The following is a 15,556-nucleotide window of genomic DNA, read 5'->3' as shown; positions in this document are numbered from 1 at the left end:
ACCTATTGACGAAAAATTACTATGCGAGCGGGTTTGCAAACTGATATGAAAAAGCCGCCATATGGCGGCTCGGTTCACAAAGTTAACGCATTGGATTAGTCATCTTTAGTGAAAGCAGACTCACTGAAATGGTCAAGATCGTACGGTGTTTGTTGGTAAACACAGTAGTTTAGCCAGTTTGCGAACAGCAAGTGACCATGGCTTCTCCAGCTTGCACTCGGAACATTGTCTGGATTATTGTTCGGGTAGTAATTCACCGGAATTGCCGGCTCCATTCCTTCGCCCAAATCACGAATGTACTCATTGTGGAGAGTATGAGAGTCATACTCAGGGTGGCCCGTCACAAATACGTTTCGTTTGTCTTTGGTTGTTGCTAGGTAAACGCCAGCCACATCAGAAGTCGCTAAGATATCCAGGTCCGTATGTTCCTCAAGGAAGTGAGGTGAAAAGTCTGCATAGCGAGAATGCGGAGCCAAAAACGTATCATCAAAGCCGCGTAATATTGGATGATACTGGTTATGAATTTGATGGTGGTAAACACCTGAAAGCTTCTCTTTACGCGTCTTTTTCGGCAGGTCATAAAGTAACTTTAACCCAGCTTGAGCTGCCCAACATACGTAAAGGGTAGAGGTGACATGATCTTTAGCCCACTCCATGATTGTTTTTAAATGGTCCCAATAAAGCACATCTTCAAACTGTACTAGGCCAAGTGGCGCGCCTGTGATAATTAAGCCATCAAAGTTCTTATTTTTAACCATCTCAAATTGACGATAAAAATTGTCCAGATGCTCGGTAGGCGTATTTTTACTCGGGCGATCATCAATCCGCAATAATTCGACATTGACTTGCAAAGGACTGTTTGAAAGCAAACGCAAAAACTGCGTTTCAGTCTCAATTTTTTTAGGCATCAAATTCAGAATCAGTACTCGCAACGGACGTATTTCCTGACTAGCCGCTCGAGTCTCACTCATCACGAAGATGTTCTCTGTCCTTAGTATGTCAGTTGCTGGTAATTGATCTGGAATTCTAATTGGCACGACTTTCTCTCCCTAATTCTAGTCATCTAGACGTCTATACATCTAAAGCTAACTCAAATCGTTATAGATGTCGATACGAAATGTGACTTAAAACAAGTTTAATGCCTGCGCATTGATCTGAACAATAAATACATCTGCGCTTTTCGTGTCTGGTATACCTTCATGGCTGGCTAATTGTGACTAAATCAGAAGTTTTGATGAGACATCATTGAAACACAGTGAACTGTATTTGAAGGTCATTATGTGATCACGCTAATATGGCTTTGTTGACTGAGTAAGCAAAATTCGAGTCATGTAAAACTTATCCATCTCAAAATAATACTGTGGTTTGCAGTTTGAGATGAATCGTCATTGGAGGACACTATGTTCGGTATTTTTAAGCGAAAAACGAAAATCCAGAGCATCGCTCAAGAAGTTCCCAGTTTACTGCTCAGCATGTTTGGCGATAAAAGCACTTATGCGCCCGATGAAATTGATATTGCCTTGCTGCAACTTGGTTACGATAAGCAGAAAGATATCCACCATCACCAATATGCTTATGGCATGTTCAGTAGTGAATCGAGTTATCGACAGCTGGGTTTAATCGATGAGCTTGGAGACTACAGACACTTTCAGCGTGAGGTTGGGAAGATGCTACTCAATACTCCCGAGCCTATTGATATGCATATCTATTTTGTTATTTCTCAGGAGCATCACAAAGCGGCTAATACGCTACATTAATCCTTTCACTGTGCCGCAACTGTTTTCAATAGCGTGGCACAGTTTTCTAGCTTGTTTTTCCAACACATTTTTCTAACACCTTTCTTTATCGTCCTTTCCAAAGCGTATGCGCTGCATTTTCGGGTAGGAAAATTCTATTTATTCAAAAGTTCATGAAAGTATGTAGGTAATTTACTCTAACCAATGTTAACGTGCTCAAATCTTTTGTCGCCTTTACAATTTAATTCGAAGTCAGTTTGGGTTCCCTGTGTAGTGTGTCGAAGATCCATAAAATACCCGCGCTTTAACTTTTTTTGAAGTGCAAACAATGATAAACGTTTATGCAATTATCATTAACTTTAATTACTTATAGATGGGCACATCTGGCGATTCTTTCATGAACAAACAAAAAGAGCCTGTTTTCGAGGCTCGGTTCCTAATGCCTCGGTACTGGGGAACTCTACTCATCATCGGGGTGATGTATTTACTTAGCCTTCTACCTTTCAAATTTCAATTATTCCTGGGACGCAGTATTGGCCGTTTGGCCATGCGATTAATGAAAAAGCGTCAGGTCACCATTCGTCGCAATTTAGAGCTCTGCTTCCCGAAGATGGACGAGAGCAAACGAGAAGCGATACTGAAAGCTAACATCGATAATTCTGGCATTGCACTGTTTGAGACAGCGATGGCTTGGTTCTGGCCGGATCGCAGGGTTAATAAACACGTAACGATAAAAGGGATGGAACACCTAGAAGCGTTAGAAAAAGACGGCAAAGGGGTGTTGATGCTTGCCGTTCATTCCATGAACTTAGAGCTGGGTGCACGTGCATTTGGCATTCAAAAATCTGGAATGGGTGTTTATCGACCGAATAACAATCCTTGTTTTGACTATTTTCAGTACAAGGGTCGTTCGCGTTCCAATCGTACTTTGATCGATCGTAAAAATGTTAGAGGAATGCTGGACGCTTTGAATTCCGGCAATCGCGTTTGGTATGCGCCTGACCATGATTATGGAACCAGAAGATCGACCTTTGCGCCTTTGTTTGCTGTCAAAAACGCCTGTACCACAACAGGCACCAGTTTACTTGTTGATGCAACAGATTGTGCGATTGTGCCGTTTACCATGGTAAGAGGGGATGATGGCCATTACACATTAACGATCAGGGAGCCAGTTGACGGATTTCCTAAAGGTGATACCAGAAACGCGGCGATTTTTATCAATAAAATTGTTGAAGAGTCGATTATGGCTAGCCCTAGTCAATACATGTGGTTGCACCGCCGATTTAAAACCAGACCGCAAGGTGAAGATTGTTTGTACAATCCTCAGTTAATCCCTGCGATGAGTTAGTGAATCGTTTTTAGCTGTTAATGCTAAGTAGTGGTTTAACATTTTGAAGCCCCCAATCGTTCACGATTATTGGGGGCTTTTTATTTGGATAAGTGAAACGATACGGGGATTGAGCCTCTTTTCTCTCGATAGGCTAGATCACTGAGGCCTGTCATTTCTAACCTGTTTAATCTGCTATTTTTTTTACATTCATTGGGTTGTATAGTGAATGTACTAAGCTTTTCTAACAATCCGTTTTTATCAAGCCAACACCAAGAATCGAGAACTATGCCCTATGTTTGACGAGTTAGCTTTTGCCGGGCTTCTGTTTAGTCCGTTGGTGGTTTTTATGCCTCTTGCTTTTTTACTGTCATGGAGTACGCGTTTTGTGCTGCATAAATCAGGCTTATACGCAAAACTGTGGAAGGCACCTTGGTTTGAAGTCAGCTTGTATGTCTGTTATCTCGCGTTAGTCATTTATCTATTTGGGAGCTAATCATCTATGGGAAAATTCGTTCGCATCTCCCTCACTCTTACGACTTTGGTTATTGCCGTTATTCTTGGCCATTGGATTTGGCAACATTATCTGTATTCGCCTTGGACCCGTGATGGACGAATAAGGGCTCACGTGATAACGATTGCTCCGGATGTTTCTGGTTGGGTTAATGATGTTAAGGTCAGTGACAATCAGGATGTCAAAAAAGGCGATGTTATTTTCACCGTTGACGATGCTCGTTATAAAGCGGCGATAGCCGAGCTGGAAGCGCAGGTTGAAAATAAAAAATATGCATGGGAATTAGCAAAACATCAGTACTCACGTCGTGAGACATTAACCAATAAGCAATTGATTAGTGAAGAAACAGCGGAGAGCGCCCGTATCACTACGGAACTTGCCAAGTCCAATTACAAACTGGCGCAGGCCCAACTTGCCAGTGCCCAAATCAACCTAGATCGTACCGTTATCAAAGCGCCAGCGGATGGCAGTATCATCAATTTGACTCTTCGCGTTGGTAATTATGTCAGTCAGGGTAAATCCGTACTTTCATTGGTCAAAGCGAACTCTTTTTATGTGACGGGGTATTTTGAAGAAACAAAAATACCACTGATCAAACTTGGCCAAAAGGCAAAGATCACCCTAATGAGTGGCGGTAAAGCATTAACCGGAACGGTTACGAGTATTGGTGACGCGATTGCTGACAGTAACACGACCGCTAACAGCCAATTGTTACCACAGGTTCAGCAGACCTTTAACTGGGTCCGTTTAGCGCAACGAATCCCGGTGGATATCCAATTGGATGAATACCCTGATGATTTAAATCTTAGTGCCGGGATGACCGTTTCTATTCATTTAGATGAGAACATGCAGTAACCATGCAAGCACTGTTTAATAGTCTAATTTTCCCTGACAAACAGGCGATAAAGTTTGCTATAAAGGGCGTGATTGCGATGGCGCTGTCTCTGTACATCGCCATGTTCCTGAATCTGGACCGACCGTATTGGGCGTTAATTGGTGCGGTATTTCTGCAAATCCGCCCTGAGGGTGGTTTGGTTGTTGAAAAGGGCATGTACCAGATTATCGGCACACTGGTTGGCGGTTTTGTCGGTATCACGATTCTTCAATGGTTCGCACCTTACCCTGAAATAGCACTCGGCTTATTGGCGCTCTGGTTGGGCATCAACTCTGGACTATCAGCAATGGTGCGCCGCCAGAATTTAGTCTACGCCTTTGCGATGGCTGGCATGACAGCGTGTTTAGTCTGTTTGCTTGTTATGATTCAGCCAGAGATGGCGAGCAGCCAGCGCGTTTTCGACATTGCTCAGGCCCGAATTAGTGAGATAGTCATTGGTGTTATCTGTGCGACTCTGGTCAGTAAACTGATTTGGCCAGTGAAAGTGAAAGATGGTCTGGTAGTCAACGCGAGGAACGTGATTAACCAGACGTTAGGCTATTTAGTCATTGAGCTGGATAAAAATGGTACTCACCAGGAACGTCACCACACAATTGATAGCATACTCGAATCGGTGACGGCTCTGAGTGATGACTCCAGTGCAGTGAGCTTTGAAGGGCCGGAAGGTTTAGGTCAAAGCAGAGCTGCCAATGCGATTGGTAATAGCGTGTTGTCGCTATTGGCTCTGGTGCAGATATTCGGGCGCTTACAGCGACGCCATCCGGAGCTTGTCGGCGAGGTTCTTGAGCCAGTACTGGACTCAATGCGCACGAGCTTTACGCAAATGGCAACCTCAAGAGATTATGATGAGTGCTACGCTATTGTCCAGTCACTGCGCCGCAAGCAGATGGAATATGCCAATCAGGTTAGTGAGAAAACTCCGCTGCAAAAACGGTTACTTAAGATTGCTCTTGAGTTGAGTGCTGAGTTGATTGTTTTGTTGAAAGGTTACGCCAAGTTATCCAGCAAAGAGACGACCAATTTGAATGCTCCGAGTTTCCAAAGCCATCGTGATCCGTTAGTTGGCATTACTACCGGGCTTCGCAGTGTGTTGCTATTTCTGGTTGGCGCCGGGCTCTGGGTGGGGACGGGCTCATCCTCGGTCATGATGATTATGATACTGCCGGTGGTGTTTTCAATCATGATGGCTCGCTTACCAATGGCTATTCTTACCACAGTGTTGAAGCGGTTACTGGTAGGTATTGTTATCGCCTTACCATTGGCCATTTTTTATGCACTACCGTTAGTCGCGGCAAGCAGTAAAGATTTTGAGCTGCTAGTGCTCATACTGGCTGGTCCATATTTCTTAGGCTTGCTGGCGTTAGCGAATCGAGCAACCTTACCGTACGGTCTTGGAATTTGTATCCCGTTTACTACCTTCGTTATGCCGAGTACAGATATGACCCGGGCACTAACCATTAACACGACGATCAGTAATGGGATGGCCATTTTTGTTGGTGTAACGGTGCTTTACTGGATTTTCAAATTAGTCACAGGCCCAAGTTTACCACTCATGCAGTCGCGCCTGATGAAAGCGACTCAACGTGATCTTATTGATATGGATAAGCACACCGCGCCAGAGCTGTGGTTCAATGCGCGCATGGGGGATCGGTTATTAAGAATTTCGACTTATGATAAAGCACTCAGTTCAGAGAGAAACGTTACAGACCTGGCGTTAACCGGATTAAATTTTGGTCATGTTTCCATGCGTTTACATCGTATTGTTCGAAGAGTCGCAGATAATCAATTGGATTCATCTTTGAAATTCTGGCAGGAAGCTTTGGCGAATGCGTACCTTAACGCTTTTCATGGTAAAGAAGACCCGAGGTTTCAGCTTGCCAATGAGTCACTGTTGTCGAGATTGGATGAATTTGGTTTTTTGCAGGAGCAGAAAGACATACTGACTGGTATGTGTGAACGCATTCAACTGACTCTTGAACGTAGCGCACAAGCCATCGCGGCAGAAAAAGCCTAACTAGAGATGTGTAAGGCAAAGGACATCATTGGATGTCCTTTGTTACTCAGGAGGACTTTTACTCTCAAATTACTACCGGCCTGATTTTGTAAACGCGATATCGGCGCAGATGATGTTTCAGGCTTTGTTGCCGTCAACTAGTCCGAAAGGTTGACCTCAGAATTGTATGGGTTTTATGTTTAACTCGTCGGCGTTTACCAATAACCTGTAAATCAGTTCAGTCGTTTCTGCAGGTTGGCTGATTTTTCGACAATACTCGATCACCGGCCCGCAGATTTCGTTTACTTCCAAACTACGACCACGTTCCATATCAACTTGCATGGAAGTTTTGATGTCGCCAAAATTGCTGATTAAGTCAAACATTTCTTCTACATCAGCAGCGGATATTTTTACGCCAGCCACATTTGCAGCGCGAGCCGTCTCTTCCATCATGTTGCGAACGGTACGACTTAAAATAGGGTCTGTGGTTACAAAACCTGTTTTTTGAGCAGTCAATGCGGTCAGAGGATTGACACCATTATTCAAAACGAGTTTTCGCCATAGCGCATAACGGACATCTTCATAAAGACGAGTCTGTATGCCAGCCCCCTTAAAAACAGCTTCTAATGTATGACAAAGCTCAGCCATTGTTGGATTACTTTCTGTATTCGGCCACGCGCCAAACTCGATTTGTCCCGCTCCTTGTACTTTTACATGTCCCGGACTTTCAATATGGCCACTGATATAATTTCCTAACCCACCAATTGTTCGTTCTCGTCCCACTTGCAGCTCAATGTGTTCCTCATTGGTTACTCCGTTTTGAATGGACAACACAGGCGTGCTTCCATGTGCTAACCAAGGCTTCATTTCATCAAGCATTGAACTTGTTGCGCCACTTTTTGCGCCAAGGATTAACAAATCAAAATGGTCACAAGAATAGCCTTGACATAATCCTGTCACGTCAGTGCTTTCAACCGAAGAATGATACTGAAAGTCAGGGTGCTCCAGATGCAGTCCATTAGTTTGTAATGCTTCTAAGTGCTCACCCCTTGCAACTAATACACACTCATGGCCAGCATCAATGAGTCGGGCTGCAAAATAACAACCGATGCCTCCTGCACCTAACATCGCAAATTTCATGGTATTTCCTTTTTACTAACGCTGTTGTATTTGTAATTTCAGTATTTTTTCTGAATCGATTTTCATCCAGAGCATCGACCGCCAGAAAGCTCCGGCGTACGCCATTTTATTGGGGTGGAGAGTCAGTATTTGACTCAAGCCTAATGTAATTTCTGAGTTAGGTGCCCAGTAGGACACCTAACTACTGGCTCTTATAAATATCGATTGACCAAGTGATGTTTGAAGTGGGTTGGATTCAGAGTTTCACCCGTCGCTTGCTGCACTAACTCTTCAGTTGTGAAGAGACTGCCTTTGCTCCAGATATTATCTGACAGCCAAGTGAAGATAGGGCTTAAATCACCACTTTGGATAGCACCGTCAACGTCCACCGTTTTCTTCATCGCCGCCATGAACTGAGCCGCATACATCGCACCTAATGTGTAACTTGGGAAGTACCCGAATGCGCCATCAGTCCAGTGGATATCCTGCATGCAGCCGTTTTTGTAGTTGTCTTTGGTTGATAAGCCCAAGTAGGCCTGCATCTTTTGATCCCACAACTCAGGGACGTCGGTATGCTTGATCACACCATTCATCAAGTCACGTTCGATCTCGTAACGCAAGATAACGTGAGCAGGGTAGGTCATCTCATCGGCATCGACACGGATGAAGTCTTTCTTCACTCGCGTGTACAGTTTTTGGAAATTGTCTTGAGAGAATAACTTAGGGTCGTGGTCGGTGAAGTGAGCGCCAGCAAGACGTGCTAAGTGCTCAATAAACGCATTACTACGACCAATCTGCATCTCAAAGAACAAAGATTGAGATTCGTGAATTCCCATAGAACGAGCCTGACCAGACGGTAACCCAGCCAGAGATTTCGGCAAGCCTTGTTCATAGCGAGCATGACCTGTCTCGTGAACAATACCCATCAGAGATTGAACAAACTCGCTTTCATCATAGCGCGTGGTGATACGAACATCTGTTGGAACGCCACCACAAAATGGGTGGACACTTTCGTCGAGTCGGCCATGTTCGAAATCGAATTGCAGAAGCTTCATCACATCCAAGCCCAGGGCTTTTTGTGTATCGCTCGAAAAGGTACCTTTAGGCTCAATGAAATTCTCAGCAGATTGCTTTTCGATCGCTTGGTCAATCATTTCTGGAAGCCAAGTTTTTACGTCGCTGAATAAAGCGTCTAATGATGCAGTGGTTGTGCCCGGTTCATAAATATCAAGCATTGCATCATAAGCTGAAAGACCAGTTACTTCAGCGCGGATTTGGGCTTCTTCCTGAGACAGTTTGACGACTTCTGCCCAGTTCTTTTCAAAACCTTGCCAATCATTTTCACCACGTTGAGTACGCCAGGCATGTTCACACTTAGAACCCGCTAGCGATTTTGCTTGCACCAGGTCTTCTGGCAGAACATTCGCTTGCTGCCAGTTACGTTTTAGCTCGCGAAGCGTCGCGCTATCTTGAGCGTTTAGCGTCTCTTGCTCTGCCTGCGCAAACCAGTCTGATAGTTGTGGCTGCGTTTGTAAGTTATGCATATGAACATACAACTCTGCCATGGCTTCTGAGCGAGCCTGACTGCCACCGTTTGGCATAACTGCCGCTTGATCCCAGCCGCAGATCGCCGCGAGGTGTTGAAAGTTTGAGAGTTTTAATGAGTGTTTTTTGAGTTTTTCGAATGCGCTCATGTGCCGCCTTCCATGACTATAGAAAACAAAAGTTTACCAACCCTACAAAGGCTTACCAAGTTATTCACGCAGAAAGTTGGATTTATTCCAATTTGTTTTATCAACATCTGTGAAAGGATTTTACGGGTAAGCAATCAAAATTCATTGAAATGACAGCGTAAATATGACAATAAAGGAGAAGTTTCTCTCTTTGCTTGGTGGATGTAAGCTTGATACAAAATTTTGAAGCGTTTTTAATCGCTATAACCATACTGACGCTCACTCCGGGATTGGATACCGCGTTAGTCATTCGTAATTCGTCTCGGGGTGGATTTACTGATGGAGCGGTCACTAGCCTTGGTATTTGCCTTGGGTTATTTGTTCACGCGACATTTTCCGCGATCGGTATTTCTGCGATCCTTGCCCAGTCTGCAGAATTGTTCCATATGGTTAAAATGGTCGGTGCGGCTTACCTTATCTATTTAGGCTTTACGACGCTGAAAGGGTTATGGAACAACACGGCAGCACCGCAAGATGCTTCTAGGGGAATTACCCGTCACGAATTCAGCTTCTCTCGTTCATTGAGAGAGGGATTTTTGTCTAATGTTTTAAACCCGAAAACTGCGGTTTTCTATCTCGCATTCTTACCTCAGTTTATCAACCCAGAAGGCTCGGCATTTTTACAGTCGACATTTATGGCGGCAATCCATTTTGTTATCGCCATGGTTTGGCAATGTGGTTTGGCAGGGGCGTTAACATCGGCGAAAAACTTACTGAAAAGCGCACGTTTCATGAACTGGATGGAAGGCACGACTGGTGTAGTGCTGGTGGGGCTTGGCATTAAGTTGATGTTAGAAGACAAGTAGTCTTCATACAGATAAGTGAAAGAGCGACTGGTTAGTCGCTCTTTTTTATTCTGGTTACTGCATTTGTTCGCTTTTTAGCTCAGCGAGCAGTTCATAAGAACGCAGCTTTTTCTCGTGATCAAAGATAATCGAGTGGGCAATGATTTCGTCCGCTTGAGTACGTTCTAGCAGCGAGTTGAGTTTCTCCAATACAAGGGCTTTGTCACCGTGAATCGACTCTCTGAGCTGATGAGTGACCTGATGTTTTTCATGTGGTTGCCAGAGCTGATCCATGTCGGTAACAGGGGCAGGAATTTTACCTTGGCCACCGCGGATCAACTGCAAGAATTTCTGATATTCCGTCGTCGCTAAATAATTGGCCTCTTCAGTGGTCTCGGCAACGACCACGTTAACGCCAATCATCACGTAAGGTTTATCAAGTTGCTCTGATGGTTGGAAATTCGTTCGATAAATGTCCAACGCGCGTAGCATTGCATCTGGTGCGAAGTGTGCAGCAAAGGCAAAGGGAAGTCCTTTAACGGCGGCAAGGTGCGCGCTATACGTACTTGAGCCCAGTAACCAAATTGGAACCGAAGAATCTGCGCCCGGGCAGGCTTTTACTGGCTGTGATTTAGAAACTGGCCCCATAAAGAACTGTAACTCTTCGAGTAATTCAGCGAAGTCCGGGTCCATTCTTTCCGGGTCTCGGCGCAGGGCATGCATGGTCGAGTAGTCGGTTCCTGGCGCTCGTCCTAGTCCGAGATCAATACGCCCCGGATATAGAGCTTCTAATGTGCCAAACTGCTCTGCAATGACTAAAGGCGCGTGATTTGGAAGCATGACGCCACCAGAACCAAGACGAATGCTTTCAGTTTGAGCGCCAATATGACTCATCAGCACTGAAGTCGCTGCACTGGCTATGTCTGGCATGTTGTGATGCTCTGCCAGCCAAAAACGGTGGTAGCCCAGTTTTTCTGCATGTTGGGCTAGGGATACCGACTTTTTATAGGTTTCCGTATAGTTGGAGCCTTCTGCAACGGGCGCTAGATCTAAGATGGAGATTCGTAGGAATGGCATATGACCTCAGAGTTTTTTTCTTCGTTCATATAAAGTGGAGCCTTTGTAGTACGAAATAAACCCCTAATTCGTCAATGAAACGCAATCAGGTTATCACTAAGGAATATGCTTAGAAGAAATTCGCAGTGTAATCAAACCAATCCAACTAGGAATCATGTTTCGCCAGTTCAACCCTCTCTAGCCAATGGAGCAGGTAATTGGTAAGTGCTTGGGGCTGTGCTAATGGTAAGTCGTGCGCATCACAATCAAAATGTACTATTTCGATTTGCCAGGCTTTAGCAATGGCTTCCCCACATCGGCTATCAACCAGTTTATCTGCTGTGCTGACGATAACTTGGCTCGGACAAGCAGGTGGCGAACTTTGGCCTTTAAATTGTGCTGCCGCACAAAGCTGACGAATAGCATTACGGACGCTGACGGGATGTTGTTGAGCGAGCTTGATATGGTGTGCGAGAGCGTCTGGCTGATTGACACTGACTGGGCTGGTCCATTTTAGAATCGATTGTTGGAAAGCCTCGTTTCCTTTTAACCTAGAAACTGCGATGCTGAACAGCGCTTTGATGTTGATTCTGCGCCAAAACGGACTGTAACGAGAAAAGCTCGGATTGATCAGGGTTAAGCTGGCAACTTGATCGGGTAGGGTATGTGCCCAGTGGCTTGCAAGCATTGATCCCATTGAAATGGCGACCAGATGATAATGTTCACACTGGCCAGGGAGTTGCTCGAGCATGGATGGGAGCATCTGTTCAATCTTCAGCGGGCTGAGTTCACGATATTTTTCACCATTCCCAGGTACGTTAGGTGTGATGATAATCAACTCTGGTGAGATTTTTGTCAGTGCATTGAGCATACTTTGCCAATGACCACTCTCTCTTAGCAACCCTCTCACTAATACTATCGGTACCATAGCTTTGTTGCCTTTTCCGTATATTTCTTTTCTACATTCGCATCCATGTTTGCTATCAAATCATTATTAAGCACCTGAATTAAATAGCTTAAAAATGTGCTATGACGGCGCTGAACTCGTTTAATACGGTGGGATTTAGTCGGATGAAAAAGCTGACTAAATCGCAGCATTTGAATTGGGTTTTTCTTCACCCACAGCCATGACCCTAACTCTAGGGTTAGCGGCAAAAAATGATACTCGGATTGCGCTTGATGTTGGATCAGCATCCAGTCCCAGAAATCACCATGAGTGGTGTATTGATGCCACTGAGGTTCAAACTGATAGAGTTCATAGTGTGGATAGCTTTTGCGAAATAGCCGGTAAAGTAAATAATATTGAGCTAGGTTGCTCGGAGGATTTGTGTGATGGGCATAAGGAAACCACAGTCGATCGCGAGTACCAAATCCACTATGCAGATCCAAAAGAATGGTGGTGCGAGACTGCTTTGTGACATTTAAAACGTAACGTGACAATACCTGGAGCTCATGCTCCATTTCGTTTGGATTTCCTCGATACCAAGGCAAACAGGAGCTAAAACTTTGTCCGGCATAAAGGTGATAAACAGGGTTATCACTATTAATCGGTGAATTACGCATTAAATCCACGCCATTGTGATTTGCCCGCTTTTTAAGTGCCACACCCCAAGGATTCACAACGGGAACCGCGATAATTCGCAAATTATTGAGAGACTCGTTAAGTTGCCCATCCCATTCCAATCTTCTTAGCAAACTCTTCAGAAAGGCGAGAATTATCTGGCTACCGATACGTTCGACACCGTGGATCGCGCCGGTAAAAAACAGACAAGGTGCATCGTTGTTGGTTGAGCCTAATTCAAGCGCATAAATCGGTAGCGATTTATCTTTATAATAGACGTCGTCAAGAAGGTGTAGGCGTATATGCTGAGGGTATTGCTCCGCGAGTTGCTCTATGTGCTGTATTTCACGAAGAATGTGTCCAGTCATCTCGATGCTCAGATAGGGTTTGAAGTGATACCATTCAAAATAAAGACTTGATCATTATCGTCAGTTGACAACGTAGCACACTGCCTAATTGCACTTGCTGTTCGAATAACGATCCGCTGCACTAATCGATTTCCTTGACGAAAACGAAATCATCTATTTGTCCAGACTGGCATAAGTGTAGAACGGGTTGAATGTTGGTTTGGTGAAGTATTTGTTTCAGTCTGAGTAACTAGGAATAAAAAATGCGAAGCTGGTAGGCTTCGCATCATGTTACTAACGTTTCTAAATTGGTAAAGAACTATGCCGTCACTTTATCGCCCATAGCCGATGTAACGTGCGCAAAGTATCTTTTGGTTTCTTCTACAACGACTTGGCGGAGTGCAATCAAACCGATCAAGTTCGGAATGGCCATCAGTCCATTTACGATGTCAGCCAGAATCCAAATCATGTCCAGATGCAGGAACGCGCCTGAAGCGACTAAACCAACAAAAATTAGTTTGTATGGCAGTACCGCTTTAGTGCCGAACAAGAACACGACACAACGCTCACCGTAGTAGTTCCAACCAAGAATGGTCGTAAAGGCGAAAAACATCAGACCAATTGATACCAGCATAGGACCAAATGTGTCAGCATTTAAACCAACCGCAAAAGCGTGGGTCGTCATTGCTGCGCCAGAGAAGTCACTTTGCCATGCGCCAGTCAGGATAAGAGCAAGACCGGTCATAGTACAAATGATGATGGTATCGAAGAAGGTACCTGTCATGGAAATCAGACCTTGTTTGACACAAGAATCGGTTTTCGCTGCTGCCGCCGCCATTGGTGCACTACCCAAGCCAGATTCGTTTGAGAATACACCTCGAGCGATACCCGATTGGATAGCCAGCATGATGCTTGCACCCAGGAAACCACCGGTTGCTGCAGTAGAAGTGAAGGCTGATACCAACACTAATTCAATAGCATTCAGTAGTTGGTCTGCATTCATGATAATCACGCTTAGACACGCTAATACATAGAATACAGCCATGGTTGGTACAACTTTACCAGCGACTTTAGCAATAGATTTGATACCACCTAAAGTGACAAAAGCGACTAATAAAGTCAGGATGAAAGCAGATAGCTCACGGTTAGCACCGAAAGAAATCTCTGTCGCATCCAAAATCGCGTTCACTTGAGGAAAAGTACCGATACCAAAACAAGCCACACCTAAAGCAAATACAGCGAACATGATCGCCAGTGCTTTAGATCCTACACCATATTGTAGGTAGTACATCGGGCCACCGATCATTTGGCCTTTATCATCAACTTGGCGGTATTTTACTGCAAGTAGACACTCAGCGTATTTGGTTGCCATTCCGAATAGTGCAGCAAGCCACATCCAGAACAAGGCCCCCGGGCCACCAAGTTTAATTGCAGTAGCAACACCAACGATATTACCAGTACCGATAGTGGCTGAAAGTGCAGTACATAATGCTGCAAAGCTAGAAACGTCACCCTGTTTATCAGATGACTTATCTTTACTAAATACCATCACTAACGCGGTCGGTAGATGTTTAAACTGGATTAAGCCGAGGCTAAAAGTGAAGTAAACACCGGTACCCACAAGCAAAAGCAGTAGTGGTGGACCCCAGACAAAGTTATCGATGGTTTGAAGTAAAGATTGTAGGTCGTTCATGATTTCCCCTTAATAAAACAACTAATAAGGAGAAGAGGGAAAGGGCGAGATACAAGATCTCTAATAGAACAAAGCTATTTAAAAGACGGGAACGCCAAATAGTTAGGTTACAACTTTCCACTCCTCTGTCCTTTTGCCTGAGAGTTTCACCCTGTGCATGACACAGGACTTGCTCCTTCGGCGACCGATTAAACGGTTCTCTCCAGAGGTTCCTCCAACTACAGTCCCCGCTACCTAAGTAGCACCTGAAATAGTTAATTCTTCGGCAGGTTATGCTAATCAAAAATTAAATTTTGATTAATAACCACTCTCCTGCAGTCTTCATCGGAACAATTACCTGAAATGATTCACAAACTTAGCGAATGTTACTAAAATGTTAAAAAGTTTCAGATAATCAGATAGTTAGCTTTCGCTAACGCAGGTAATCTATCAAAAGTGTGATGTAGGTTTCAAGTTGTTTTTGAGTGAAAAGCACAATTTGTACCCCAGTTTGTATGCCAATTTAAACTTGGTTTGAGCACGGTTCAGCAAGTCTTGAGTAGTCACCTTAATAAGCAACAAATAGTACTGGGTTCCGTTAATTAATTGATAATTACCCTTAGAGAGGCAGAAAAACTGCCTGAAGTGGGGCGGTAGACCTCGACAACAGGTAAATTGCCAACTGAAGAATCCCACCCGGCTATTACATAGATTGATCAAAAGAAATTATGGACAATTTATTCCATAATGATTGGCCAAAATGGCTCTGTTTCTGTTACCTCGTGATAGGTAATATGCACCGCATCGGTAACGCAATA

The 15,556-nt window shown here is 44.3% G+C and carries 13 protein-coding genes and 1 riboswitch; of the genes, 6 read left to right on the top strand and 7 right to left on the bottom strand.

The window, feature by feature from the left end:
- Positions 1 to 95: 95 nt before the first annotated feature.
- The gene (gene metA / locus VER99_RS08100; RefSeq protein WP_014232008.1) at positions 96 to 1,037 is read right to left on the bottom strand and encodes a homoserine O-acetyltransferase MetA; all 942 of its coding nucleotides are present in this window, start codon (positions 1,035 to 1,037) and stop codon (positions 96 to 98) included.
- 363 nt (positions 1,038 to 1,400) lie between these two features.
- Here metA and VER99_RS08095 point away from each other — a divergent pair, with 363 nt between their 5' ends.
- The 5 genes from VER99_RS08095 (at position 1,401) to VER99_RS08075 (ending at position 6,486) form a co-directional block, all read left to right on the top strand.
- Positions 1,401 to 1,757, top strand: coding sequence for a hypothetical protein (locus VER99_RS08095; protein WP_014232007.1), 357 nt, complete (start codon positions 1,401 to 1,403; stop codon positions 1,755 to 1,757).
- A 376-nt stretch (positions 1,758 to 2,133) separates the two neighbouring features.
- Positions 2,134 to 3,084, top strand: coding sequence for an LpxL/LpxP family Kdo(2)-lipid IV(A) lauroyl/palmitoleoyl acyltransferase (locus VER99_RS08090; RefSeq protein WP_020336383.1), 951 nt, complete (start codon positions 2,134 to 2,136; stop codon positions 3,082 to 3,084).
- Between the two features lie 274 nt (positions 3,085 to 3,358).
- On the top strand, positions 3,359 to 3,559 hold the full coding sequence (locus VER99_RS08085; protein ID WP_014232005.1) for a DUF1656 domain-containing protein: 201 nt from the start codon (positions 3,359 to 3,361) through the stop codon (positions 3,557 to 3,559).
- A 6-nt stretch (positions 3,560 to 3,565) separates the two neighbouring features.
- The gene (locus VER99_RS08080; RefSeq protein WP_020336382.1) at positions 3,566 to 4,432 is read left to right on the top strand and encodes an efflux RND transporter periplasmic adaptor subunit; all 867 of its coding nucleotides are present in this window, start codon (positions 3,566 to 3,568) and stop codon (positions 4,430 to 4,432) included.
- A 2-nt stretch (positions 4,433 to 4,434) separates the two neighbouring features.
- Positions 4,435 to 6,486, top strand: coding sequence for an FUSC family protein (locus VER99_RS08075; RefSeq protein ID WP_020336381.1), 2,052 nt, complete (start codon positions 4,435 to 4,437; stop codon positions 6,484 to 6,486).
- 156 nt (positions 6,487 to 6,642) lie between these two features.
- Here VER99_RS08075 and VER99_RS08070 read toward each other — a convergent pair whose 3' ends face one another.
- Entirely contained in the window at positions 6,643 to 7,605 is a 963-nt protein-coding gene (locus VER99_RS08070) for a ketopantoate reductase family protein (RefSeq protein ID WP_020336380.1), read from the bottom strand.
- Positions 7,606 to 7,796: 191 nt separating this feature from the next.
- Positions 7,797 to 9,278 carry a carboxypeptidase M32 gene (locus VER99_RS08065; RefSeq protein ID WP_020336379.1) on the bottom strand — a complete coding sequence of 494 codons (1,482 nt, stop codon included), beginning with the start codon at positions 9,276 to 9,278 and terminating at the stop codon, positions 7,797 to 7,799.
- A 209-nt stretch (positions 9,279 to 9,487) separates the two neighbouring features.
- Between VER99_RS08065 and VER99_RS08060 the strand changes: the two genes are divergently transcribed.
- A complete protein-coding gene (locus VER99_RS08060) occupies positions 9,488 to 10,123 on the top strand; it encodes a LysE family translocator (RefSeq protein WP_024373076.1) in 636 nt (211 codons plus the stop codon).
- 54 nt (positions 10,124 to 10,177) lie between these two features.
- Here the strand turns inward: VER99_RS08060 and VER99_RS08055 are convergent, their stop codons facing one another.
- The 4 genes from VER99_RS08055 to VER99_RS08040 all read right to left on the bottom strand — a co-directional run bounded on the left by VER99_RS08055 (position 10,178) and on the right by VER99_RS08040 (position 14,759).
- Positions 10,178 to 11,179: an LLM class flavin-dependent oxidoreductase gene (locus VER99_RS08055; RefSeq protein WP_020336377.1), complete on the bottom strand. Its 1,002-nt coding sequence runs from the start codon at positions 11,177 to 11,179 to the stop codon at positions 10,178 to 10,180.
- Positions 11,180 to 11,324: 145 nt separating this feature from the next.
- Positions 11,325 to 12,086 (bottom strand): alpha/beta fold hydrolase, encoded by a 762-nt coding sequence (locus VER99_RS08050; protein WP_024373077.1) that lies wholly within the window; start codon positions 12,084 to 12,086, stop codon positions 11,325 to 11,327.
- Entirely contained in the window at positions 12,074 to 13,087 is a 1,014-nt protein-coding gene (locus VER99_RS08045) for a DUF2817 domain-containing protein (protein WP_020336375.1), read from the bottom strand. Before VER99_RS08045 ends, VER99_RS08050 begins: the two co-directional genes overlap by 13 nt.
- 298 nt (positions 13,088 to 13,385) lie before the next feature.
- Positions 13,386 to 14,759: an alanine/glycine:cation symporter family protein gene (locus VER99_RS08040; protein ID WP_020336373.1), complete on the bottom strand. Its 1,374-nt coding sequence runs from the start codon at positions 14,757 to 14,759 to the stop codon at positions 13,386 to 13,388.
- A 115-nt stretch (positions 14,760 to 14,874) separates the two neighbouring features.
- Positions 14,875 to 14,975: riboswitch (glycine riboswitch) on the bottom strand.
- Positions 14,976 to 15,556 lie beyond the last annotated feature (581 nt).

The organism is Vibrio natriegens NBRC 15636 = ATCC 14048 = DSM 759 (assembly GCF_035621455.1).
GTDB lineage: Bacteria > Pseudomonadota > Gammaproteobacteria > Enterobacterales > Vibrionaceae > Vibrio > Vibrio natriegens.
This window is presented reverse-complemented; position numbering and strand designations above follow the sequence as displayed.

Coding starts and splice junctions, on each gene's coding strand:
- VER99_RS08040 (WP_020336373.1), bottom strand. CDS start 14,759: ATGAACGACCTACAATCTTTACTTCAAACCATCGATAACTTTGTCTGG.
- VER99_RS08085 (WP_014232005.1), top strand. CDS start 3,359: ATGTTTGACGAGTTAGCTTTTGCCGGGCTTCTGTTTAGTCCGTTGGTG.
- VER99_RS08070 (WP_020336380.1), bottom strand. CDS start 7,605: ATGAAATTTGCGATGTTAGGTGCAGGAGGCATCGGTTGTTATTTTGCA.
- VER99_RS08065 (WP_020336379.1), bottom strand. CDS start 9,278: ATGAGCGCATTCGAAAAACTCAAAAAACACTCATTAAAACTCTCAAAC.
- VER99_RS08075 (WP_020336381.1), top strand. CDS start 4,435: ATGCAAGCACTGTTTAATAGTCTAATTTTCCCTGACAAACAGGCGATA.
- VER99_RS08080 (WP_020336382.1), top strand. CDS start 3,566: ATGGGAAAATTCGTTCGCATCTCCCTCACTCTTACGACTTTGGTTATT.
- VER99_RS08090 (WP_020336383.1), top strand. CDS start 2,134: ATGAACAAACAAAAAGAGCCTGTTTTCGAGGCTCGGTTCCTAATGCCT.
- VER99_RS08095 (WP_014232007.1), top strand. CDS start 1,401: ATGTTCGGTATTTTTAAGCGAAAAACGAAAATCCAGAGCATCGCTCAA.
- VER99_RS08050 (WP_024373077.1), bottom strand. CDS start 12,086: ATGGTACCGATAGTATTAGTGAGAGGGTTGCTAAGAGAGAGTGGTCAT.
- VER99_RS08055 (WP_020336377.1), bottom strand. CDS start 11,179: ATGCCATTCCTACGAATCTCCATCTTAGATCTAGCGCCCGTTGCAGAA.
- VER99_RS08045 (WP_020336375.1), bottom strand. CDS start 13,087: ATGACTGGACACATTCTTCGTGAAATACAGCACATAGAGCAACTCGCG.